The organism is Pseudomonas zanjanensis, assembly GCF_014268745.2.
Taxonomy (GTDB): domain Bacteria; phylum Pseudomonadota; class Gammaproteobacteria; order Pseudomonadales; family Pseudomonadaceae; genus Aquipseudomonas; species Aquipseudomonas zanjanensis.
The window spans coordinates 515,700-538,302 of the sequence record NZ_JABWRB020000001.1; the positions used below are offsets into that span (position 1 = coordinate 515,700).

Below are 22,603 nucleotides of genomic sequence, written 5' to 3' on the forward strand. Positions count from 1 at the left end.
CCTTGATGGGGGGGCAAGTGTCGCCGCCTTGCATACCGATGGCAATGGTTGCGTTGCCGCGTGATTGGCCTCTAAGCTCAGTCGCCAATAACAAGCATGACCCGCCGAGGTTTACCCTATGCCGCAGCCATGGCCCGCCATCGAAATCGCCCGTTCGATCCTCGACGGCTTCGACGATTATCGTGAGCATTTCCGGCAGATCACCGACGGCGCTCGCGCCCGGTTCGAGCAGGCGCTGTGGCTGGAGGCGCAAACGGCTTCGGCGGCGCGCATCAACTTGTATGAAGAAAAAGTCTTCGAAACCGTCGCCAAGCTGCACAAGGCCTTCGATGACGAAACCCTGATGGACGTGAGCTGCTGGCCGCTGGTCAAGAGCGCCTACATCAGCCTGATCGACCTGCGCTTCGACGATGAGCTGTCGGAAACCTGGTACAACTCGATCTTCTGCGGGCTGTTCAGCCACGACCTGATCAGCGACGGCACCATGTTCATCCACACCACCCGGCCCAGCCTGCGCCGGGCCCGCGCCGCCCAGACGCGCACCTACAAGCCCCAGGGACAGTTGGACCGGATGCTGGAGAGCGTCTTCGCCGATTACCGTTTCAGCGAGGACTACGCCGATTTGCCGGGGGACCTGCAGCGCCTCGAAGCGCAGTTGCGCGAGAACCTGCCGGACTGGGTCTGCAAGGACCCGGAACTGACGGTGGAGTTGTTTTCCTCGGTGCTCTATCGCAACAAGGGCGCCTACCTGGTGGGCCGGATCTACACCCGCGACGACCAATGGCCGCTGGTGATTCCGCTGTTGCACCGCGAGGGCCGGGGTATCCAGATCGATGCGCTGATCACCGACGAGGCGCAGGTGTCGATCATCTTCTCGTTCACCCGTTCGTACTTCATGGTGGACGTGCCGGTGCCGGCGGAATTCATCGGCTTCCTCAAGCGCATCCTGCCGGGCAAGCACATCGCCGAGTTGTACACCTCCATTGGTTTCTACAAGCACGGCAAGTCCGAGTTCTACCGGGCACTGATCAACCACCTGGCGAACACCGACGACCAGTTCATCATGGCCCCGGGTGTGCGTGGCATGGTCATGAGCGTGTTCACCCTGCCGGGCTTCAACACCGTGTTCAAGATCATCAAGGACCGCTTCTCGCCGTCGAAAAACGTCGACCGGGCCACGGTGATCGAGAAATACCGACTGGTGAAAAGCGTCGACCGCGTCGGGCGCATGGCCGATACCCAGGAGTTCGCCGATTTCCGCTTTCCCCTGAGCAAATTCGAGCCGGCCTGCCTGGAGGAACTGTTGGAAGTGGCGCCGTCCACGGTGTCGGTGGAAGGCGAAACGGTACTGATTCGCCATTGCTGGACCGAACGCCGGATGACGCCGCTGAACCTCTATCTGGAAAACGCCAACCCGGACCAGGTGCGCGAGGCGCTGGAAGACTATGGCCTGGCGATCAAGCAACTGGCGGCGGCCAATATCTTCCCCGGCGACATGCTGCTCAAGAACTTCGGCGTGACCCGCCACGGCCGCGTGGTGTTCTACGACTACGATGAAATCTGCTTCCTCACCGAAGCCAACTTTCGCCACATCCCGGAGCCCCGTACACCGGAAGACGAAATGGCTTCCGAGCCTTGGTATTCCATCGGACCGCTGGACGTCTTCCCCGAAGAGTTCCCGCCGTTCCTGTTCGCCGACGCCGGGCAACGCAAGCTGTTCGACCAGTTGCACGGCGAGCTGTACAACGCTGACTACTGGAAAAGCCTGCAGGACGCGATCCGGGCAGGGAAGGTGATCGATGTGTTCCCGTATCGGCGCAAGGACCTGGACAGCGAATAACGCCAGGCGAGCAAACGAAGCCCCTGTGGCTTGTAGCTTGTGGCTTGTGGCTTGTAGTTTGTGTTCTGTGTTCTGTGTTCTGTGTTCTGTGTTCTGTGTTCTGTGGTTTGTGGTTTGTGTGGCTTTTGTGGCTTTTGTGGCGAGGGAGCTTGCTCCCGCTGGACTGCGCAGCAGGCCCCTGCGTTCTGTCCGTCACATCGCGGTGCCGAATACTGCTGGGGGCTGCTTCGCACCCCAGCGGGAGCAAGCTCCCTCGCCACAAAAGCCCAGCCTTGGCACAAACCCTCCTGTGGGAGGGTGGTGGGGCCGCTTCTGGTGCTCGGCGCAATAGCCGCAAATCTGCGACAATCGCCCCCTTGCTCAAACCGACGACCCTTGCGTACCTGATGACTGACCAAGCCCCCGCTATCGACAAACTGCTGAAAAACCTCGACCACGCCATGCTTGCCGACCGTCACCGGTTGCGGCGGCAGTTGCTCGAGCTGCGCAAGAAGCCCGACGAGGCCAAGCTGGCCCAGTGGGTGGCGCGGATGCAGGCGTCGTGCGATCAGGTGCTGGCGCGCAAGGCGAGCCTGCCGGTGATCCGCTATGACGACAATTTGCCGATCGCCGCCAAGCGCGACGAAATCAAGCAAGCGCTGCTCAAGCACCAGGTGCTGATCATCGCGGGCGAGACCGGCTCGGGCAAAACCACGCAATTGCCGAAGATCTGCCTGGAAATCGGTCGTGGCCAGCATGGCTTGATCGGCCACACCCAGCCGCGCCGCATCGCCGCCCGCAGTGTCGCAAGCCGCGTGGCCGAGGAACTGGCCACGCCGTTGGGGGCGCTGGTGGGTTATCAGGTCCGCTTCGAAGACCAGAGCGACGCCAACACCCTGATCAAGCTGATGACCGACGGCATCCTGCTGGCCGAAACCCAGAATGATCGCTACCTCGAACGCTACGACACAATCATCGTCGACGAAGCCCACGAACGCAGCCTGAACATCGACTTCCTGCTCGGCTACCTCAAGACCTTGCTGCCGCGCCGTCCGGACCTGAAAGTCATCATCACGTCGGCGACCATCGACCTGGAACGCTTTTCCAAGCACTTCGATGACGCGCCGATCGTCGAAGTCTCGGGCCGTACCTTCCCGGTGGAAACCTGGTATCGCCCGCTGACCCTGGAGCAGGACGAAGAGGGCAACCGGGTCGAGGACGACTTGACCGTCGACCAGGCGATCCTCGCCACCCTCGACGAAGTCGCCGCCTACGAGCGCAGCGAGCGCCGCAGCCCTGGGGATGTGTTGGTGTTCCTGCCGGGCGAGCGGGAGATTCGCGACGCGGCCGAAATGCTGCGCAAGGCCCAGCTCAAGCACACCGAGATTCTGCCGTTGTATGCGCGATTGTCACCGGCCGAACAGCAGCGGATTTTCCAGTCCCACCCGGGCCGTCGAGTGGTGTTGGCGACCAACGTCGCCGAAACCTCGCTCACTGTGCCGGGCATCCGCTACGTGATCGACAGCGGTACCGCACGCATCAGTCGCTACAGCTATCGGGCCAAGGTCCAGCGCCTGCCCATCGAGGCCATTTCCCAGGCCAGCGCCAACCAGCGCAAGGGCCGCTGCGGGCGGGTCGAGCCAGGGATTTGCGTGCGCCTGTACAGCGAAGAAGATTTTCTTGGACGGCCGGAATTCACCGATCCCGAAATCCTGCGCACCAACCTGGCGGCGGTGATCCTGCAGATGCTGCACCTGCGCCTCGGTGAGATCACCGATTTCCCGTTCATCGAGCCGCCGGATGGCAAGGCCATCAGCGACGGTTTCAACCTGCTCCAAGAACTCTCGGCGGTGGACCGCAACAGTCAGCTGACCCCACTGGGTCGGCAGTTGGCGCGCCTGCCGGTGGACCCGCGCATGGGCCGCATGCTGCTGGAAGCGGCGAAGCTGGGCAGCCTCCAGGAAGTGCTGATCGTCGCCAGCGCCATGTCGATCCAGGACCCGCGCGAGCGTCCGCCGGAACGGCAGCAAGCGGCCGACCAGGCCCATGCCCAATGGAAGGATGCCGACTCGGACTTCGCCGGGCTGGTCAACCTGTGGCGCGGTTTCGAAGAGCAGCGCCAGGCCCTGACCGCCAGCCCGCTGCGCAACTGGTGCCGCAAGAACTTCCTCAACTACCTGCGCCTGCGCGAGTGGCGCGATTCCCATCGCCAGTTGAGCCTGATCTGCCGCGACATGCAGTTGAGCCTCAACAAAGACCCGGCCGACTACCCGAAACTGCACAAGGCGGTGCTGTCGGGGCTGTTGAGTCAGATCGGCCAGAAAACCGAGGACGGTGATTACCTCGGCGCTCGCCAACGGCGGTTCTGGGTCCACCCCTCGTCGGGCCTGGGCAAGAAGCGTCCGCAGTGGCTGATGACCGCCGAGCTGGTGGAAACCACCAAGTTGTACGCGCGCATGGTGGCCAAGATCGAACCGGACTGGATCGAGCCGCTGGCCGGGCACCTGATCAAGAAAAACCACTTCGAACCCCATTGGGAGAAGAAGCGCGGGCAAGTGGTGGCTTATGAGCAGATCACCCTGTTCGGGCTCATCGTCGTCGGCCGCCGGCCGGTGCACTACGGACCGGTGGACCCGGTGGTGTCCCGTGAGCTGTTCATCCGCGAAGCGCTGGTGCGCGGGGAAATCCAGTCCAAGGCCAAGTGCCTGGGGGCCAATACGCGCTTGCTGGAGCAGCTCGACGAGCTGGAAGCCAAGGCCCGTCGCCGCGACATCCTGGCCGACGAAGAAACCCTGTTTGCGTTCTACGACGCCCGTTTGCCGGCCGAGATTCACCAGACCGCAACGTTCGACAGTTGGTACCGGATCAACAGCCAGAAAGACCCGCAATTGCTGATCATGCGCGAGGAAGACGTGCTGGCCCGCGAGGCCAGCGAAGTCACCGCCACGCAGTACCCCGACACCTTGCGCGTCGGTGACCTGACCTTGCCGCTGAGCTATCACTTCGAACCCAACCATCCCCGTGACGGCGTGACGCTGCGGGTTCCGGCGCCATTGCTGCCGATGCTGCCGCCGGAGCGCTTGGAATGGCTGGTTCCGGGGATGATCGAGGCCAAGTGCATCGCCCTGGTGCGCAACCTGCCCAAGGCCTTGCGCAAGAACTTCGTGCCGGTGCCGGATTTCGTCAAGGCGGCGTTGCAGCGCATCACCTTCGCCGAGGGTTCGTTGCCGCAGGCCTTGGGCCGTGAGCTGCTGCGCATGACCGGGGCGCGGGTCAGCGACGAAGCCTGGGCCGAAGCGGCCCAGCAGGTCGAAAGCCACCTGCGCATGAACCTGGAAATCGTCGACGGCCAGGGCAAGTTCCTCGGCGAGGGCCGCGACCTGGCCGAGCTGACGGCACGCTTTGCCGAAGCCAGCCAGGCGGCCTTGGCCGTGCCGCAAACGGCGAAAAGCCAGGCGCCGGTGGAGGCGAAGGTCTTCGCGCCAGTGGCGGAGAAAACCCAACAGAAGATCGCCGGGCTGTCGATGACGGTGTACCCGGCGTTGGTGGAAGAGGGCGGCGTGGTCAAGGAAGGGCGTTTCCCGACGCCGGCCGAAGCCGAATTCCAGCATCGCCGCGCCTTGCAGCGCTTGCTCATGCAGCAACTGGCCGAATCGGCCAAGTTCCTGCGTGGCAAGTTGCCGGGCCTGACGGAGCTGGGTTTGCTGTACCGCGACTTGGGCCGCATCGATGGCTTGGTGGAAGACATCCTGCTCGCCAGCCTCGATAGCTGCGTGCTCGAAGGTGAAGCGAGCCTACCCCGTGACGGCGCCGCCCTGGCCGGCCTGGCCGAGCGCAAGCGCGGCGGCTGGACCGAGCACGCCGAACGCCTGGCGAAGCTGACCCTGGACATCCTCAAGCTCTGGCACGGCCTGCAAAAGCGCTTCAAGGGCAAGATCGACCTGGCCCAGGCCGTGGCGCTGAACGACATCAAGCAGCAACTCAGTCACCTGGTGTACCCGGGCTTCGTGCGGGAAACCCCGCATCAGTGGTTCAAGGAACTGCCGCGCTACCTCAAGGCCATCGAACAACGCTTCGAGAAACTCGGCAGCCAAGTGCAGAAGGACCGGGTCTGGAGCGGCGAACTGTCGAACCTCTGGGCGCAATACCAGGCCCGCGCCAGCAAACACGCCCAGGAAGGCAAGCGCGACCCGCAACTGGAACTGTACCGCTGGTGGCTGGAGGAATACCGGGTGTCGTTGTTCGCGCAGCAGTTGGGCACCAAGGTGCCGATTTCCGATAAGCGCCTGGGCAAGCAATGGGGGCAGGTGGAGGGTTGATCAGATAAGTTGGACACCACACATACCCCCTGTGGGAGCGGGCTTGCTCGCGAAGGCGGTGGATCAGCTTGCATTTATAGTGAATGTACAACCGCTTTCGCGAGCAAGCCCGCTCCCACAGGTTTTTTGTCGTAAGTAAGGGAGAATGGGCCAAACCCCAGCGTTTATGGCAAACTTGGCGCCTATAAATGCCGGTTCCGTGGTTTTGAGCTTCAATGCCACGGGCGGATCGGAATAAAGCGATGCCAGGGCTGCTTCCCCGGATGGGAAAAGTCCCTTTGCGTGTTGGTACGTCGGTGCCAATACTTTCTGCCTGAACAGATCAGAGACACGACCCATGCATAACGTCGTCATCAGCGGCACCGGCCTGTACACCCCGGCCAACAGCATCTCCAACGAAGAGCTGGTGCAATCTTTCAATACCTATGTCGCCCAATTCAACGCTGATAACGCCGCTGCCATCGAGCGTGGTGAAGTCGAGGCCTTGACCGAATCCAACGCCGCGTTCATCGAAAAGGCTTCCGGCATCAAGAGCCGCTTTGTCATGGACAAGGACGGTATTCTCGATCCGCAACGCATGACCCCACGCCTGCCCGAGCGCTCCAACGATGAGTGGTCGGTGCTCTGCGAAATGGCCGTCGGCGCCGCCAAACAGGCCCTGGAGCGCGCCGGCCGTACGGCCGCCGACATCGACGGGGTGATCGTCGCTTGCTCCAACCTGCAGCGTGCGTACCCGGCCATCGCCATCGAAGTCCAGGAAGCCCTGGGCATCGAAGGGTTCGGTTTCGACATGAACGTGGCCTGTTCCTCGGCAACCTTCGGCATCCAGGCCGCGGCCAACAGCGTGCAACTGGGCCAGGCCCGGGCGATCTTGATGGTCAACCCGGAAGTGTGCACCGGCCACCTGAACTTCCGTGACCGCGACAGCCACTTCATCTTCGGCGACGCGGCCACTGCCGTGATCATCGAACGCGCCGACCTGGCGACCTCGCCGTACCAGTTCGACGTGGTCAGTACCAAGCTGCTGACCAAGTTCTCCAACAACATTCGCAACAACTTCGGCTTCCTCAACCGCACCGCGGAAGAGGGCATGGGCAGTCGCGACAAACTGTTCGTCCAGGAAGGCCGCAAGGTGTTCCGCGATGTCTGTCCGATGGTGGCCGAACTGATCGGTGCCCACCTGGACGAGAACCAGTTGAGCGTTGGCGACGTGAAACGTTTCTGGCTGCACCAGGCCAACCTGAGCATGAACCATCTGATCGTGCGCAAACTGCTGGGGCGCGAAGCCACCGAAGCGGAAGCTCCTGTGATCCTGGACCGCTATGCGAACACTAGTTCGGCCGGTTCGGTGATTGCATTCCACACCTACCAGGACGACCTGCCCAGCGGTTCGGTCGCTGTCCTCAGTTCGTTTGGCGCCGGTTATTCGATTGGTAGCGTGATTTTGCGTAAGCATTGATCTGGTCTGGTCCAGATTTTTGGGCAAGGGCGCTTGCTCTGGGGGAAGCTTTTGTGGCGAGGGAGCTTGCTCCCGCTGGGCCGGTCCGACGCTTCGGGCGAAGCGGCCCCAAGATTTTGCGGTTGCTGCGCAACCGAGCGGGAGCAAGCTCCCTCGCCACAAAAGCATCGCAGTCTTGCAGATATTGGGATGTTGAATGACGATCACCGATGACACCCCCCTGCTCCAACGCCTCCTGGCCGGTGAGCAGCAGGCCTTCAAGGAACTGGTCAGCACCTACCAGAGCCCGATGCGCGCCGTGGCCTATGCCATCGTCGGCAGCCGCCATGCCGACGAAGTGGTGCAGGACGCGTGGCTGTCGGTGGTGCGCAATCTCAATGGTTTCCAGGGACGTTCCAGCCTCAAGACCTGGCTGCTGACCATCACGGCCAACGCCGCCAAGGGACGTTACAAACAGAACCGGCGGGAAGTGTTGCTCGACGACCTTCCGGCGCCCCACGGCACCCTTGGCGATGAGCGTTTCGCCGCTGACGGGCACTGGCTGCTGGCGCCGTTCGCCTGGCACCAGGACACGCCCGAAGCGCTGCTCACCGAGGGTGAATTACGTGATTGCCTGGAACACACCTTGTCCAGCCTGTCGGAACTGCAAGGCAGCGTACTGACCCTGCGGGAACAACAGGGCCTGGAGTTGGACGAAATCTGTAATCTTTTGGACATTTCGCTCTCCAATGTACGCGTGCTGTTGCATCGCGCCCGATTGAAGGTCTTCGCGACTGTTGAACATTTCGAGGAAACCGGCGAATGCTGACCTGCAAGGAACAAGTGGCCCGCTCCAGCGACTACCTCGACGGACAACTGAGCTTTCGTGAACGCCTGCTGGTGCGTCATCACCTGATGTTCTGCCCCAATTGCCGACGGTTCATCCGCCAGATGCGCCTGATGCAGGCGACCCTCAAAAAACTGCCGCAGCCACCGATTCCCGACCTGGATCACCTCGCCGAGAAACTCGCCGCCGAACGCCGTAAAAACAGCCGCTGAACCCCTCGATACACCCACCGACCCTTTGTGGGAGCGAGCCTGCTCGCGATAGCGGCGGATCAGCCAGCATTGATGTTAATTGACCCACCGCTATCGCGAGCAGGCTCGCTCCCACAGGGTCTCCATAGCGGTACTGGTTATTCCCATTCGAAGTAAAAAGTTCCGCTGTCATAAAATCTTTATGTGATAGCAACTCGCCTGACACAACCGGCCGCCAAGATCCCCTCCCAACACCAGCGGGCCCAGTTCCGCGTGTTTTCTAACGCATAGACTACCAACAGGGGAATTCTTCGATGATCCGTAAGCACTTCGCAGGTGTTGCCGCCAGCGCACTGGCAATGGCAGTAACCGCCCAGGCTTTCGCCGGCACCGTCACCACCGACGGCGCCGATATCGTGGTCAAAACCAAGGGCGGCCTTGAGGTCGCTACCACTGACAAAGAGTTCAGCTTCAAGCTCGGCGGTCGTTTGCAGGCTGACTACAGCCAGTTCGACGGTATCTACACCGACAATGGCGACAAGGCCGATGCGGCTTACATCCGTCGTGGCTTCCTGGAGCTGTCGGGTGTGCTGTACACGGATTGGGCCTACACCATCAACTACGATTTCGCCCACAACAGCGGCGACTCCGACAACGGCTACTTTGACGAAGCGTCCCTGGCCTATAACGGTTTCAAGCCCGTTTCGATCAAAGTCGGTCGCTTCGACCCCGACTTCGGCCTGGAAAAAGCCACCAGCTCCAAGTGGGTAACCGCGCCTGAGCGTAACGCCGCCTACGACCTGATCGACTGGGCCAACGGCCATCAGAACGGCCTGGGCATCCAGGCTTCCAGCACCTTCGCCGATTCGTTCTACGCCTCGGCCGGTGTATTCAGCAAAGACACCGACGACACCGACGGCAACAGCATCAAGCAAGCCAACGGTCGCTTCGTGTTCGCCCCGATGCACGAAGCCGGCAACGTGCTGCACTTCGGTTTGAACGTGGCCTCCCGCGACGTTTCGGACACCGCATTCGACGCGCGTTACCGCTCCCGCTTGGGCATGCGTGGCGTTGAAACCCTGGGCGGCAACGATGCCGGTCCTAACGGTAACCGTCCGGTCCTGGGCGGCGCCAACAACTCGCCGGCCGGTTCCTACGACACCGACACCGCCTTCGGCCTGGAAGCCGCTTTCGCCATGGGCCCAGCGTCGATCCAAGGTGAATACATCTCCCGCAAGACCAAGGCTGACAGCGACGCCTTCGAAGACCTCAAAGGCCACGGCTTCTACGTCCAGGGTGCCTACACCATCACCGGTGAATCCCGTGGCTATAAAGTCGGCAAGTTCGACGCCATCAAGCCTCAGAACAAATCCATCGGCGCCTGGGAAGTGTTCTACCGCTTCGACAGCATGACCGTCGAAGACGACAACATCACCACTGCCTCGGCAACCCGTGAAGTCGGCGATGCCGAAGCCAAGGTGCACAACCTGGGCGTGAACTGGTACGCCAACGAAGCGGTGAAAATCACCGGCGCCTACGTCAAGGCCAAGACCGACAAAGTCACCAACGCCAATGGCGATGACGATGGCGACGGTTTTGTTGTCCGTGCCCAGTACGTGTTCTAAAACGTTTTGATTTGATACACCGCTGCACTTTCATCCGTTAATGCTCCTTTCGACCCCGCCCCTGGCGGGGTTTTTTTATGTGCGCCCGGTCAGGATCGGCGATACTCGTTCCATCCATCGTTTGGCTCTCGAGGAACCGCATGCCGCTTCACGTCTTGGACAGCCTGTCCGCCATCGCGCCTCTGGAGTGGGACGCGTTGGTGCCCGTCAACCAGCCTTTCCTGAGTCATGCCTTCCTGAGCGCGCTGGAAGACAGCGCCAGCCTGGGCCCGCAATCCGGTTGGCAAGCCGAACATTTGCTGCACATTGAAGACGGTCATCTGCTGGCGGCCTTGCCCAGTTACCGCAAGTGGCATTCCTACGGTGAATACGTGTTCGACCACGGCTGGGCCGACGCTTGCGCCCGCGCCGGCATCGACTATTACCCCAAGCTGCTGACAGCGGTGCCGTTCAGCCCGGTCAGTGGGCCGCGATTATTGGCGGCGCGGGTGGAGGACGGCCTGGAGCTGCTGGGCAGCCTGCCGGGTTATCTGGAAATCGAAGGGCTTTCCAGCGCCCACATCAACTTCACCGATGCCTTCACCGACGCGGCGCTCGCCGGGCAAGAAGGCTGGCTGCAGCGGATTGGCTGCCAATATCACTGGCAAAACCGCGGTTATCGGGACTTCCAGGACTTTCTCGATGCCCTCAGTTCCCGCAAGCGCAAGCAGATGCGCAAGGAGCGCGAGCAGGTGGCGGGGCAGGGGATCGAGTTCGAGTGGCTGGAAGGCGGTCAACTGGACGAGGCGCAGTGGGATTTTGTCTACGCCTGTTATGCCAATACCTACGCGATACGACGGCAGGCGCCTTACTTGACCCGGACATTCTTCAGCTTGCTGGCCGAGCGCATGCCCGAGGCCATTCGCGTGGTATTGGCCAAGCAAGGTTCACGGCCGGTGGCGATGGCGTTCAGCCTGGTGGGCGGTGACAGTTTCTACGGGCGGTACTGGGGCTGCCTGGCGGAGTTCGATCGCCTGCATTTCGAGACCTGTTTCTATCAGGGTATGGACTACGCGATTGCCCACGGTTTGCAGCGCTTTGACGCCGGTGCCCAGGGTGAGCACAAATTGATTCGCGGGTTCGAGCCGGTGATTACTCGCTCGTGGCATTACCTGCGCCACCCGGGCTTGAAGGCGGCAGTGGCGGACTTCCTCATGAGGGAGCAGGAGGGCGTGCTGGCGTATGCCGAAGAAGCGAAAACAGCACTGCCTTATCGGCAGTGCTGATTTTTGCGGGAATGACTCAGCGGCTTTCCTGACCCAGCCAGCGGTACGAGACACCACCGATGATGGCGCCCAGCAGCGGTGCCACCCAGAACAGCCACAATTGCTCGATGGCCCAGCCGCCGACAAGCAGCGCCGGACCCGTGCTGCGGGCCGGGTTGACGGATGTGTTGGTGACCGGGATCGAGATCAGGTGAATGAGCGTCAGGGCCAGGCCGATGGCAATCGGTGCCAGTCCGGACGGCGCGCGTTTATCGGTGGCGCCGAGGATGATCAGGATGAACATCGCCGTCATTGCCAGTTCGGTGACGAAACCGGCCGCCATCGAATACCCACCGGGCGAATGCTCGCCGTAACCGTTCGAGGCCAGGCCGGACGCCGCCAGGTCAAAACCTTCCTTGCCGCTGGCGATGAAGTAGATCAACGCGGCGGCCAGCACCCCGCCGATAACTTGGGCGATGATGTAGGCAGGCAGTTCCTTGGCTGGAAAACGACCCCCCACGTACAAGCCCAACGAAACGGCCGGGTTCAAATGGCAACCCGAGATATGACCGATGGCGAACGCCATGGTCAATACCGTCAAGCCGAAGGCCAGGGCCACCCCCAGCACGCCAATCCCGGAGGCGGCCAATACCGCGCTGCCGCAGCCGCCCAGCACCAGCCAGAACGTACCCAACAACTCAGTCGTTGAACGTTTGAGTAAAGACATAAGTTTCCTTGATAAAACAGTCGTGATAATCGGTTATGCATCCAGCAGCATTACGACAGGTTCATCTCCAGAACCTGGGCTGAGTACAGCAGGGTTTATCGACAAATCCAGCGGCATGAAAAAACCGCCAGAGTCAGGGACTGTGGCGGTTTTGGCCGTGGTCGGCGGGGAGTATGGGGTGGCTGCGTGGGCTAAATGGATCCTGGACAGAATTTTTCAGTATTGCGGACTCAAACCAGACCCTGTGGCGAGGGAGCTTGCTCCCGCTGGGCTGCGCAGCAGCCCCAATAAGGCTGGGTGTCCAACGTATTTATTGTGTTGGAACTCAGATTTTGGGGGCGCTTCGCGCCCCAGCGGGAGCAAGCTCCCTCGCCACGGGTAAGTGGTGTCTGGTAGAGATCAGTCGATCCCCACGAATCCACCCGTCTGATGCTGCCACAGTCGCGCATACAACCCGCCATGGGCCAGCAACTCGGCATGGCTGCCGGTCTCGGCGATGCGGCCATTTTCCAGCACCACCAAGCGGTCCATCCGGGCGATGGTGGAGAGGCGGTGGGCGATGGCGATCACAGTCTTGCCTTGCATCAGGGTTTCAAGGCTTTCCTGGATCGCGGCCTCGACTTCCGAGTCCAGCGCTGACGTCGCTTCGTCCATGATCAGGATCGGCGCGTCCTTGAGCAGCACCCGTGCGATAGCGATGCGCTGGCGCTGGCCACCGGACAGTTTCACACCGCGCTCACCCACATGGGCATCGAAGCCGGTGCGGCCTTCGGCGTCCGACAGCAACGGGATGAACTCATCGGCCCGGGCCTTGTGCACGGCTTCCCAGAGTTGCGCATCGGTGGCGTCGGGCTTGCCGTAGAGCAGGTTGTCGCGAATCGAACGATGCAGCAGCGACGTGTCCTGGGTGATCATGCCGATGCGCTCGCGCAGGCTTTCCTGGCCGACTTCGGCGATATTCTGGCCATCGATGAGGATGCGCCCGCCCTGTACGTCGTAGAGGCGCAGCAGCAGGTTGACCAAGGTGGATTTACCCGCGCCGGACGGGCCGATCAGGCCGATTTTCTCGCCGGGCTTGATCACCAGGTTCAGGTCGCCGATGACCCCGCTTTTCTTGCCATAGTGGAAATCCACATGCTCGAAACGCACCTCGCCCTGGGCCACCGCCAGCGGCTTGGCCTCGTCGCGGTCGGTGACGCTGACGGGCTGGGAGATGGTCTGCAAACCGTCCTGGACCATGCCGATATTTTCGAAGATGCCGGTGACCACCCACATGATCCAGCCGGACATGTTAACGATGCGAATCACCAGGCCCGTGGCCAGGGCAATGGCGCCTACGCTGATCAGCGACTGGGTCCACAGCCACAGGGCCAGGGCCGTGGTACCCACGATCAGCAGCCCGTTCATGGTGGTGATGACCACGTCCATGCTGGTCACCACGCGGCCGGCCAGTTGGGCTTTTTCAGTCTGCTCCTCAATGGCTTCGCGGGCGTATTGCTGTTCGAAATTGGTGTGGGCGAACAGCTTCAGGGTGGTGATGTTGGTGTAGCCATCGACGATCCGTCCCATGAGCTTGGAGCGGGCATCGGAGGACACCACGGAGCGTTCCTTGACCCGTGGCACGAAGTAATAAAGTGCACCGATGTACGAGGCGATCCACATCAGCAGCGGAATCATCAGGCGCCAGTCGGCTTCGGCGAACAGAACCAGTGAGCTGATGGCGTAGATCAGCACGTGCCACAGCGCGTCCACGGCCTGCACCGCCGAGTCGCGCAGGGAGTTGCCGGTCTGCATGATGCGCTGGGCGATGCGTCCGGCGAAATCGTTCTGGAAGAAGTTCAGGCTCTGCTTGAGCACGTAGCTGTGGTTCTGCCAGCGGATCAGGCTGGTCATGCTGGGACTCAAGGTCTGGTGCACCAGCAAATCATGCAGGGCCACGAAGATAGGCCGAAAAACCAGGGCCACAACAGCCATCCACGCCAGTTCCAGGCCGTGGAGCTTGAAGAAATCCGCGCTGGGCGTTGCCTGGGTCAGGTCGATGATGCGGCTCAGGTAGCTGAACAGCGCCACCTCGATCAGCGCACCGATCAGGCCCACCACCAGCAACGCGGCGAAGCTTGGCCAGACCTGTTTCAGGTAATAAGTATAGAAGGGCAGGACGCGGTCCGGCGGGGCCGAGGTAGGGGCGTCGCGAAAGATGTCGATCAGTTTCTCAAAACGGCGGTAAACCATGGGTACATAGCCCGGGCAGGGCTCTCCTTATATTGCTGTGAGCGGCGCGGGGTCGCCGGCACCGCTCAGGCTTGCCCTGTGTGTTCAGTCGATGCGCTTGGCTGACTTGATGATCACAGGGTCGATCGGCACGTTTTGCATGCCTTGCTTGGTGGTGGTCTGGGAGTTGACGATGATGTCCACCACGTCCATGCCCTTGACCACCTTGGCGAACACCGCGTAGCCAGCGTCACGGCCCGGGTCGAGGAAGGCGTTGTCGGCCACGTTGATGAAGAACTGGCTGGTGGCTGAGTCCGGGTTGGAGGTGCGGGCCATCGACAAGGTGCCGCGAACGTTGTGCAGGCCGTTGCTGGCTTCGTTCTTGATCGGCGCCTTGGTTTCTTTCTGCTGCATCTGCTGGGTGAAGCCGCCGCCCTGGGCCATGAAGCCCGGGATCACACGGTGGAAAATCGTGTTGGTGTAGAAGCCGCTGTCCACGTACTCAAGGAAATTCTTGGTACTGATGGGGGCCTTGACCGGGTCCAGTTCGATTTCGATCTGGCCGTTGGTGGTGTCCAGCAATACATGCGGCGCCTTGGCAGGTGTCGCGGCCATCAGGTTGGCGGCGAACAGTACGGTGCCGGCGGCGAGGACGATTTTTTTCAGCATGGGGTCAGTGATCCTGAGTGGTGGAATCGGTTGCGGTCAAAAAGTCGAGCAGGGTTTGGTTGAAGCGTTCGGGTTGATCCAGCGGGGTAGCGTGCCGTGAATCGGCGATGACCACCAGCCGTGCGTTGGGCAGATGCTTTACATAGGCTTCTTTCAGCGCCACCGGGGTGTAGTCATGGTCGGCGCAGATGACGAGGGTTGGACAGGTAACCTGTGAAAGTCGTTCCTGAACGCCCCAGCCTACGATCGCATCGAAGCTGGCGAGATAAGCACGTTTGTCGTTCTTTGCCCAGCGCCGGGCCATTTCCAGGCGTAACTCGGTTTGTTCAGGTTTGGGGAACAGCTTCGCACCCAGGGCCTTGCCGATGGTCTCCAGGCTGAGCAGGCGCATCAGGCTCCAGCGCTTGAACCATTGCCAGCAATCGTCCGGCGTGCGGACTTTGACTTCCGGCGCGCTGTTGACGATGCACAGGCTCTTGACCCGTTCGGGTTCATCCACCGCCAGTTGGAAACAGATCATGCCGCCCATGGACCAGCCCACCAGATGCACCGGCCCAACGGCGAGGTGTTCGATCAGCGCGCTCAGGTCGGCGCTGAAACCGGCGATGCTGAAGCGCTCGCGGGGTTTGTCGGAACGGCCGTGGCCGCGCACATCCATCACGATCAGGCGGTAGTGGGCGGACAGAACCGGGATTTGCTTTTCCCAGTCCTGGGTGCTGGAGCCCAGCCCGTGGACCAGCACCACGGGCGCGCCGTGGCCGTATTCCTCGTAGTGCAGGTTGCAACCTTCGTGCTCGAAATAGGCCATCGGCGAAGTCCTTGTCAGGCTTGTTCAGGGGCGGCGAATGGGGCATCCAGCGGCGCGGTGTCGAAGGTGCGCAGCAGTTCGATCAGGATTTGCGTGGCCGGCCCCAGGGGTTTTTCCTTGTTTGAAAAAAGATAGAAGGTCGAGTTGCGGCTGCCTCCCTGTTCCAAGGGTAGACGCTTGAGCACGCCTTCCTTGAGTTCCCGCTCGATCATATGCCGGGGCAGCCAGGCGAAACCCAGGCCGCTGCCGACAAAACTCGCGGCGGTGGCCAGGCTGCCCACGGTCCAGCGTTGTTCGGCGCCGAGCCAGCCAACGTCCCGGGGTTGCTGGCGGCCGGAGTCGCGAATGACCACTTGCAACTGGCTTTCCAGGTCCTGGAAGTTAAGTTCCCGATTGAGACGGTGCAGGGCATGCTCGGGGTGGGCCACCGCGATGAATTCCACATCGCTCAATTCCGCGCCCAGGTAACCGGGAATGCTGAAACCGCTGATGGCCAGGTCGGCCACGCCTTCGAGCAGCACTTCTTCGACACCCGACAACACTTCTTCCCGCAGCCGCACTCGGCAACCGCGGCTTTGCGGCATGAACGCGGTCAAGGCGCGAACGAGGCGGGCGTTGGGATAGGCCGCGTCGACTACCAGGCGCACTTCCGCTTCCCAACCCTGCTCCATGTGGTGGGCCAGGTCTTCCAGTTGGCTGGCCTGTTTCACCAGTTGCCGCGAACGGCGCAGCAGCACGCCGCCGGCTTCGGTCAGCACGGCCTTGCGCCCATCGATGCGCAGCAACGGCACACCGAGTTGATCCTGCATGCGGGCCACGGTGTAGCTCACTGACGACTGGGAGCGATGCAGCACATCGGCGGCCTGGGCGAAACCGCCGTGGTCGACCACCGCCTGCAGGGTGCGCCATTGATCCAGGGTCACGCGGGGCGCTTTCATATCGAGCTCCTCTTGTCCTAAGCTGGCGGTCCCTTGGTGGAGACTGCCGAATGAAGAAAATCTGTTGTGTGGTGCTGGCCTTGCTGCCACTGACCGCGTTTGCCTACCCGATCGATGTGGAAAAACACCTCAACGGCCTGAGCATCGACTACACCGCCTATGACACCGATGCCGACATCGGTTCCATCCAGGTCAACAACTACGGCAGTACCGATGCGGCCTGCACCGTCGTGTTCCGCAACGGTCCCGAGGCACCGCGCACCCGCAAGATCGAAGTCGCCGCCGGCAAGTTCAAGAACGCCACGGCCAAGTTCAACCGCAACATCATCAAGCTGCGCATCAAGCTGACCTGTCAGCCGAAATAGGCCGGCGGCGGGGCAGTTGACATTGCTTGCTCCGCTTATAAACGAAAATATCGATGCATTACAGCAGTTATTTGCGCTTTTTCATCGATATGCTCACGTTTAACCTTCACTCCATCGACTGACAACATTCTCAGATGGAGCCTACAAGCCATGTCCCGCGTTCTGATCATCGAAAGCAGTGCCCGCCAGCAAGACTCGGTTTCCCGCCAACTGACCCAAACCTTCATCAGCCAGTGGAAAGCTGCGCACCCGGCCGACGAAATCAGCGTTCGTGACCTGGCCATCAACCCGGTGCCCCACCTGGATGCCAATCTGCTGGGCGGCTGGATGAAGCCGGCCGAGCAGCGCAACGACATTGAGAACGCCTCGCTGGAACGCTCCAACCAACTGACCGATGAGCTGCTGGCCGCCGATGTACTGGTGATGGCAGCACCGATGTACAACTTCGCCATTCCCAGCACCCTGAAAGCCTGGCTCGACCACGTGCTGCGTGCCGGCGTGACGTTCAAATACACGCCCACCGGTCCGCAAGGCCTGCTGGCCGACAAGCGCGCCTTCGTGCTCACCGCCCGCGGCGGCATTCACGCCGGTGGCAGCACCGACCATCAGGAACCCTACCTGCGCCAGGTCATGGGCTTCATCGGGATCCACGACGTGACCTTCATCCATGCCGAGGGCATGAACCTGGGTGGCGACTTCCAGGAGAAAGGGTTGAATCAGGCCAACGCCAAACTGTCCCAGGTCGCCTGATCCGTTAATCCTCGGATAATCGCCAGGTGGTTTAGTGACCTGGCGCTTCCCTTCAAACCGTTTTGCGCATCGAACCTCCCTTTGCACTTATTGCTCCTGAGTGCATCAGCCCGATTGAACGCTTTAGCGAGATCGGGCTTTTTTTTTGGGGAAATGGAAAAAACGGCCTTAAGATGGACGGTCTTTCAAGTCCTGAGCACTGGAAATGGTCAGGCCGTAGCGTCACCCGGATTGGGCAAATCTCTCGATGCCTGCTGTGGTAATTTATGCGCGCAATTACAGTAGGGAGACTGTGATATGTTCAACGTTAAACGGAAAACATGGGCCTTATTCCTGGCCTATCTCTTAGGGGCGAGTGGCTACATCTACTACCTCTATGTCGAGACGCAAAGCGTCCTTACTGACAATATCAACAATAAATTGCTGCATGCCGCGCTGGGCGCTTCGGCCATCCTCGGCGACCGTTACCATGACAATCTGGTCGATAAACGTTCCAAATCCCAGGCGCAAGACTGGGATACCATCGAGCGGCTCTCCAACTTCAACGAGTCCATGGGCACTGCTTTTGTCTATAGCGTGATCCAGCGAGGTGGAGAGGCTTATCTGGTCAGCTCCAGCGCATCGAAGGAAGAAATCCAAGCGGGGAATTTCGTGCGCTTTTTCGATCCGTATCCCGATGCCAGCCAAGCCTTACTCGACAGTTTCAAACGCACCGAGCCAACCTGGATCGATTACTCGGATCATTGGGGGGATTTTCGCGCGGTCTTTGTGCCACTGAAATCACAAGACGGTACGGTGTACGTTGTCGGGGCGGAAATTACCTTGGCGGAGTACTACCAACAACTCAGTCATGACTCCCTCTACCATATCATCCTGGCCATTTTGGTCTTTCTCGCTTTAATCCTTTTGCGCATGCGTACGCATGTCCAGCAACTGCGAGTCAATGAACAGGTATTGAATCAGGCAAAAAATGCCGCCGAAGAGGCGGATCGTTCTAAAACCCGGTTTCTGGCCACCATGAGCCATGAGATTCGCACCCCTATGTACGGCGTCATCGGCGCGACCGAGCTGCTGGCGAAGTCCGAACTGAATCCTGAGCAGCGCCGCCTGTTAAAAACGATTCATGGCAGTGGACGAACGCTGTTGTCGCTTATTGATAACATTCTCGATCTGGCAAAAATCGAAGCGGGCAAACTTGAGTTGAAGCCTTGTGTGTTCGATGTGAGAACACTGGTTTCATCCAGTCTTGAAATGATCCGACAAAATATCCAGGGTAAACCAATCGTCCTTGAGGCCAAGGTTTCTGCGGACGTGCCGCCCTTGATCAAAACCGATATCGAGTGCCTTCGCCAAATATTGATCAACTTGCTGGGCAACGCCGTCAAGTTTACCGAAAGCGGCGAGGTCTCGCTCACGGTCTCCACCATCGGCCACGGCCCCCAAGCCCGGCTCGACTTTTCCATCCGCGATACCGGCATTGGCATTCCCCTTGAGCGGCAGAACAGTCTGTTCAAGCCCTTTACCCAGTTTAAAGAGCCGGTCAGCCAAGGTTTTACCGGGAGTGGGCTGGGGCTTTCCATCTGCAAAACACTGATCGAGGCGCAGCAGGGGACCTTGTCCTTTACCAGCCAGCCTGGGGTTGGATCGACGTTTTGCTTCTCGCTTCCCCTAACGCTTTTTTCAGTCTCGGAAATACCCCTCGGAAACGATCGCGCCGCGGTGAGTTTCGACGCCTCTTTTGCCGAGGATTACCCGCTGGATATCCTGCTGGTGGAAAATCATCCCGTGAGCCAGAAAGTTGCCATGGCGATGCTACAAGAGTTGGGCTATGTACCCGACTTGGCATCCAACGGGCGGGAAGCGGTCGATCAGTGCAGGGTTTCGACGCCGGAAATCATTTTCATGGACATCAACATGCCCGTCATGGACGGACTGGAGGCCATCCATGGCATCCGTGAACTCCCGGGGGGCGATACCTGCTACATCGTGGCCTTCACCGCGAGCGCCTTTTCCAGCGAGATAGAACGTTTCAGGGCCGCGGGTGCCGACGACATCCTGACCAAGCCGGCGAACTTTCAGGCGTTGACCCGTGTGCTTCAACGTGCGGCCAACCATCGGCGCCAGCGCCAGGCCCATCCTTGGGTCGTGGATGAAACTCCAAGTTAGTGGAGGACCTGTGGGAGCAAGCTTGCTCGCGATGGCGATGGGTCAGAATATTGATGTTGACTGACACTCCGCAATCGCAAGCAAGCTCGCTCCCGCCGTTCAAAACCGCTATCTTCGCCGCCATTCGAAACGAGGGGCGGTATGGGCTATCTACTGTTTGTGACTTTGGTCCAGGCGTTTTCCTTCAGCCTGATCGGCGAGTACCTGGCTGGGCATGTGGACAGTTATTTCGCGGTGCTGGTGCGCGTGGTGCTGGCGGGACTGGTGTTCATTCCGTTGACCCGCTGGCGCCAGGTGGAGCCGTCATTCATGCGCGGCATGCTGTTGATCGGGGCCTTGCAGTTCGGCGTGACCTACGTCTGCCTGTACCTGAGCTTCCGGGTCTTGACCGTGCCGGAAGTGCTGCTTTTCACCATTCTCACGCCCCTGCACGTGACCTTGATCGAAGACGCGCTGAACCGCCGCTTCAATCCCTGGGCGCTGATCGCGGCGCTGGTGGCCGTGGCCGGTGCGGCGGTGATTCGTTATGACCGGATCAACCCGGATTTCTTCATGGGATTTTTGCTGCTGCAACTGGCCAACTTCACCTATGCCGCCGGGCAGGTGCTCTACAAACACCTGGTGGCCCGTCACCCGAGCGACCTGCCGCATTACCGGCGTTTCGGCTATTTCTATCTCGGTGCGCTGATGGTGGCGTTGCCGGCGTTCCTGCTGTTCGGCAAGCCAGACTTCTGGCCCGAAGCCCCATTGCAATGGGGTGTGCTGGTGTTCCTCGGGCTGGTTTCCACCGCATTGGGGCTGTACTGGTGGAACAAGGGCGCGTGCCTGGTCAACGGCGGGACGCTGGCAGTGATGAACAACCTGCACGTGCCGGTGGGGCTGTTGGTGAACCTGCTGATCTGGAACCAGCATGAGGCGCTGGGGCGGTTGCTGCTGGGTGGGGCGGTGATATTGATGGCGGTGTGGATCAGTCGGTTGGGGGTACGCAAACCTCAGCCTTCACACTGAAAACCTTTGTGGGAGCGGGCTTGCTCGCGAAGGCGGTGGGTCAGTCAATTAAATATCGACTGATACTCTGCCTTCGCGAGCAAGCCCGCTCCCACAGGGGGATTTGTGGTGAGGGTCAAACCACCTGCTTCTGCGGCTCCGGCAGGTGACTCGCCCCCAGCACTGCCGGCAGCAGCCCCGAGCGCAGGTCCGTGCCGCTCGGCTGCTGGTACAGGTTCAATCCGAACTCCGGCATCACCGCCAGCAGGTAATCGAAAATGTCCCCCTGGATGCGCTCGTAGTCCGCCCACGCGGTGGTGCGGGTGAAGCAGTAGATTTCCAGCGGGATGCCCTGGGCGGTGGTCTGCATCTGCCGGACCATGCAGGTCATGTTCGGCTGGATCTCCGGGTGGCTTTTCAAATAGGCCAGGGCATAGGCGCGGAAGGTGCCGAGATTGGTCATCCGGCGGCGGTTGGCCGACATCGCCGCGACATTACCCTGGGCCTCGTTCCAGGCCTTGAGCTCGGCCTGCTTGCGGCTGATGTAGTCGGTCAGCAGGCGGACCTGGGTCAGGCGTTGTTCCTCCTCGTCATGCAGGAAACGCACGCCGCTCGCGTCGATGAACAGGCTGCGCTTGATCCGTCGCCCACCGGACTGCTGCATGCCGCGCCAGTTCTTGAATGACTCGGACATCAGGCGCCAGGTGGGGATCGAGACGATGGTCTTGTCGAAGTTCTGCACCTTGACCGTGTGCAACGTGATGTCCACTACATCACCGTCGGCGCCGACCTGGGGCATCTCGATCCAGTCGCCGACCCGCAGCATGTCGTTACTGGTCAACTGCACGCTGGCGACGAACGACAGCAGGGTATCTTTGTAGACCAACAGGATCACCGCCGACATCGCACCCAGGCCCGACAGCAGCAACAGTGGCGAGCGGTCGATCAGCGTGGCGACGATGATGATCGCGCCAAACACATACAGCACCATCTTCGTCAGTTGCACGTAGCCTTTGATCGAGCGAGTACGCGCATGTTCGGTGCGTGCGTAGACGTCCAGCAGGGCGCTGAGCAGGGCACTGAGGCTTAGCACCATGAACAGGATGGTGAACGCCAGGGCCACATTACCCAGGAAAATCATGCTGGTCTTGCTCAGTTCCGGCACCAGGTGCAGGCCGGATTGAATGATCAGTGACGGCGTCATTTGCGCCAGGCGATGAAAGACCTTGTTCTGGCGCAGGTCGTTGACCCAATGCAAGGCCGGCTGGCGCCCAAGCAACTTGGCGGCGTGCAGGATCAGGTAGCGCGCCACGCGTCCGAGCACCAGGGCGATGACCAGCAGCAACATCAGGGCGAGGCTGGAATGCAGGAGCGGGTGCTGGTCAAGGGCACCCCAGAGGTCTTGAATGTTGACCCAGAGTTGTTTGATGTCCATGGACGAAACGATTCTTCTATAGAGACGCGACGGGGCGATTAGAGCATTTAAGCCCGCTCAAGTG

General features: G+C 60.7%; 17 protein-coding genes. 11 read left to right on the forward strand and 6 right to left on the reverse strand.

Annotated elements, in window-relative coordinates; genetic code table 11:
- The first annotated feature begins 118 nt into the window (after window positions 1-118).
- From aceK to HU715_RS02525, 7 genes are all read left to right on the forward strand, one after another.
- Entirely contained in the window at window positions 119-1,840 is a 1,722-nt protein-coding gene (aceK, locus tag HU715_RS02495) for a bifunctional isocitrate dehydrogenase kinase/phosphatase (protein WP_186704589.1), read from the forward strand.
- 386 nt (window positions 1,841-2,226) lie between these two features.
- Window positions 2,227-6,138: an ATP-dependent RNA helicase HrpA gene (hrpA, locus tag HU715_RS02500; RefSeq protein WP_186704590.1), complete on the forward strand. Its 3,912-nt coding sequence runs from the start codon at window positions 2,227-2,229 to the stop codon at window positions 6,136-6,138.
- A gap of 337 nt (window positions 6,139-6,475) precedes the next feature.
- Window positions 6,476-7,597, forward strand: a complete 1,122-nt coding sequence (locus HU715_RS02505; RefSeq protein ID WP_186704591.1) for a beta-ketoacyl-ACP synthase III — start codon at window positions 6,476-6,478, stop codon at window positions 7,595-7,597.
- Between the two features lie 196 nt (window positions 7,598-7,793).
- Window positions 7,794-8,405, forward strand: coding sequence for an RNA polymerase sigma factor (locus HU715_RS02510; RefSeq protein WP_186704592.1), 612 nt, complete (start codon window positions 7,794-7,796; stop codon window positions 8,403-8,405).
- Window positions 8,399-8,635: an anti-sigma factor family protein gene (locus tag HU715_RS02515; RefSeq protein ID WP_186704593.1), complete on the forward strand. Its 237-nt coding sequence runs from the start codon at window positions 8,399-8,401 to the stop codon at window positions 8,633-8,635. Before HU715_RS02510 ends, HU715_RS02515 begins: the two co-directional genes overlap by 7 nt.
- Before the next feature lie 293 nt (window positions 8,636-8,928).
- On the forward strand, window positions 8,929-10,239 hold the full coding sequence (locus HU715_RS02520; RefSeq protein ID WP_053120140.1) for an OprO/OprP family phosphate-selective porin: 1,311 nt from the start codon (window positions 8,929-8,931) through the stop codon (window positions 10,237-10,239).
- Window positions 10,240-10,379: 140 nt separating this feature from the next.
- Window positions 10,380-11,504 (forward strand): GNAT family N-acetyltransferase, encoded by a 1,125-nt coding sequence (locus HU715_RS02525; RefSeq protein WP_186704594.1) that lies wholly within the window; start codon window positions 10,380-10,382, stop codon window positions 11,502-11,504.
- A 16-nt stretch (window positions 11,505-11,520) separates the two neighbouring features.
- Here HU715_RS02525 and aqpZ read toward each other — a convergent pair whose 3' ends face one another.
- The 5 genes from aqpZ to HU715_RS02550 all read right to left on the reverse strand — a co-directional run bounded on the left by aqpZ (window position 11,521) and on the right by HU715_RS02550 (window position 16,836).
- Window positions 11,521-12,210, reverse strand: coding sequence for an aquaporin Z (gene aqpZ / locus HU715_RS02530; protein ID WP_186704595.1), 690 nt, complete (start codon window positions 12,208-12,210; stop codon window positions 11,521-11,523).
- Window positions 12,211-12,609: 399 nt separating this feature from the next.
- Window positions 12,610-14,442, reverse strand: coding sequence for an ABC transporter ATP-binding protein (locus HU715_RS02535; protein ID WP_186704596.1), 1,833 nt, complete (start codon window positions 14,440-14,442; stop codon window positions 12,610-12,612).
- 84 nt (window positions 14,443-14,526) lie between these two features.
- Window positions 14,527-15,090, reverse strand: coding sequence for a peptidylprolyl isomerase (locus tag HU715_RS02540; RefSeq protein ID WP_186704597.1), 564 nt, complete (start codon window positions 15,088-15,090; stop codon window positions 14,527-14,529).
- Window positions 15,091-15,094: 4 nt separating this feature from the next.
- Window positions 15,095-15,898, reverse strand: a complete 804-nt coding sequence (locus HU715_RS02545; protein ID WP_186704598.1) for an alpha/beta fold hydrolase — start codon at window positions 15,896-15,898, stop codon at window positions 15,095-15,097.
- A 14-nt stretch (window positions 15,899-15,912) separates the two neighbouring features.
- A complete protein-coding gene (locus tag HU715_RS02550) occupies window positions 15,913-16,836 on the reverse strand; it encodes a PA3225 family LysR-type transcriptional regulator (protein WP_053120154.1) in 924 nt (307 codons plus the stop codon).
- Between the two features lie 50 nt (window positions 16,837-16,886).
- Here HU715_RS02550 and HU715_RS02555 point away from each other — a divergent pair, with 50 nt between their 5' ends.
- The 4 genes from HU715_RS02555 to HU715_RS02570 all read left to right on the forward strand — a co-directional run bounded on the left by HU715_RS02555 (window position 16,887) and on the right by HU715_RS02570 (window position 21,125).
- Window positions 16,887-17,201 (forward strand): 3-phosphoglycerate kinase, encoded by a 315-nt coding sequence (locus HU715_RS02555; RefSeq protein WP_122566132.1) that lies wholly within the window; start codon window positions 16,887-16,889, stop codon window positions 17,199-17,201.
- 150 nt (window positions 17,202-17,351) lie between these two features.
- On the forward strand, window positions 17,352-17,951 hold the full coding sequence (locus tag HU715_RS02560) for an FMN-dependent NADH-azoreductase (RefSeq protein ID WP_122566133.1): 600 nt from the start codon (window positions 17,352-17,354) through the stop codon (window positions 17,949-17,951).
- Window positions 17,952-18,248: 297 nt separating this feature from the next.
- Window positions 18,249-20,117 carry an ATP-binding protein gene (locus HU715_RS02565; protein ID WP_186704599.1) on the forward strand — a complete coding sequence of 623 codons (1,869 nt, stop codon included), beginning with the start codon at window positions 18,249-18,251 and terminating at the stop codon, window positions 20,115-20,117.
- Between the two features lie 141 nt (window positions 20,118-20,258).
- Window positions 20,259-21,125 (forward strand): carboxylate/amino acid/amine transporter, encoded by an 867-nt coding sequence (locus HU715_RS02570; protein WP_186704600.1) that lies wholly within the window; start codon window positions 20,259-20,261, stop codon window positions 21,123-21,125.
- Between the two features lie 115 nt (window positions 21,126-21,240).
- Here HU715_RS02570 and HU715_RS02575 read toward each other — a convergent pair whose 3' ends face one another.
- Entirely contained in the window at window positions 21,241-22,539 is a 1,299-nt protein-coding gene (locus HU715_RS02575; RefSeq protein ID WP_186704601.1) for a mechanosensitive ion channel family protein, read from the reverse strand.
- Between the last annotated feature and the right edge of the window lie 64 nt (window positions 22,540-22,603).

Coding starts and splice junctions, on each gene's coding strand:
- aceK (WP_186704589.1), top strand. CDS start 119: ATGCCGCAGCCATGGCCCGCCATCGAAATCGCCCGTTCGATCCTCGAC.
- hrpA (WP_186704590.1), top strand. CDS start 2,227: ATGACTGACCAAGCCCCCGCTATCGACAAACTGCTGAAAAACCTCGAC.
- HU715_RS02505 (WP_186704591.1), top strand. CDS start 6,476: ATGCATAACGTCGTCATCAGCGGCACCGGCCTGTACACCCCGGCCAAC.
- HU715_RS02510 (WP_186704592.1), top strand. CDS start 7,794: ATGACGATCACCGATGACACCCCCCTGCTCCAACGCCTCCTGGCCGGT.
- HU715_RS02515 (WP_186704593.1), top strand. CDS start 8,399: ATGCTGACCTGCAAGGAACAAGTGGCCCGCTCCAGCGACTACCTCGAC.
- HU715_RS02520 (WP_053120140.1), top strand. CDS start 8,929: ATGATCCGTAAGCACTTCGCAGGTGTTGCCGCCAGCGCACTGGCAATG.
- HU715_RS02525 (WP_186704594.1), top strand. CDS start 10,380: ATGCCGCTTCACGTCTTGGACAGCCTGTCCGCCATCGCGCCTCTGGAG.
- aqpZ (WP_186704595.1), bottom strand. CDS start 12,210: ATGTCTTTACTCAAACGTTCAACGACTGAGTTGTTGGGTACGTTCTGG.
- HU715_RS02535 (WP_186704596.1), bottom strand. CDS start 14,442: ATGGTTTACCGCCGTTTTGAGAAACTGATCGACATCTTTCGCGACGCC.
- HU715_RS02540 (WP_186704597.1), bottom strand. CDS start 15,090: ATGCTGAAAAAAATCGTCCTCGCCGCCGGCACCGTACTGTTCGCCGCC.
- HU715_RS02545 (WP_186704598.1), bottom strand. CDS start 15,898: ATGGCCTATTTCGAGCACGAAGGTTGCAACCTGCACTACGAGGAATAC.
- HU715_RS02550 (WP_053120154.1), bottom strand. CDS start 16,836: ATGAAAGCGCCCCGCGTGACCCTGGATCAATGGCGCACCCTGCAGGCG.
- HU715_RS02555 (WP_122566132.1), top strand. CDS start 16,887: ATGAAGAAAATCTGTTGTGTGGTGCTGGCCTTGCTGCCACTGACCGCG.
- HU715_RS02560 (WP_122566133.1), top strand. CDS start 17,352: ATGTCCCGCGTTCTGATCATCGAAAGCAGTGCCCGCCAGCAAGACTCG.
- HU715_RS02565 (WP_186704599.1), top strand. CDS start 18,249: ATGTTCAACGTTAAACGGAAAACATGGGCCTTATTCCTGGCCTATCTC.
- HU715_RS02570 (WP_186704600.1), top strand. CDS start 20,259: ATGGGCTATCTACTGTTTGTGACTTTGGTCCAGGCGTTTTCCTTCAGC.
- HU715_RS02575 (WP_186704601.1), bottom strand. CDS start 22,539: ATGGACATCAAACAACTCTGGGTCAACATTCAAGACCTCTGGGGTGCC.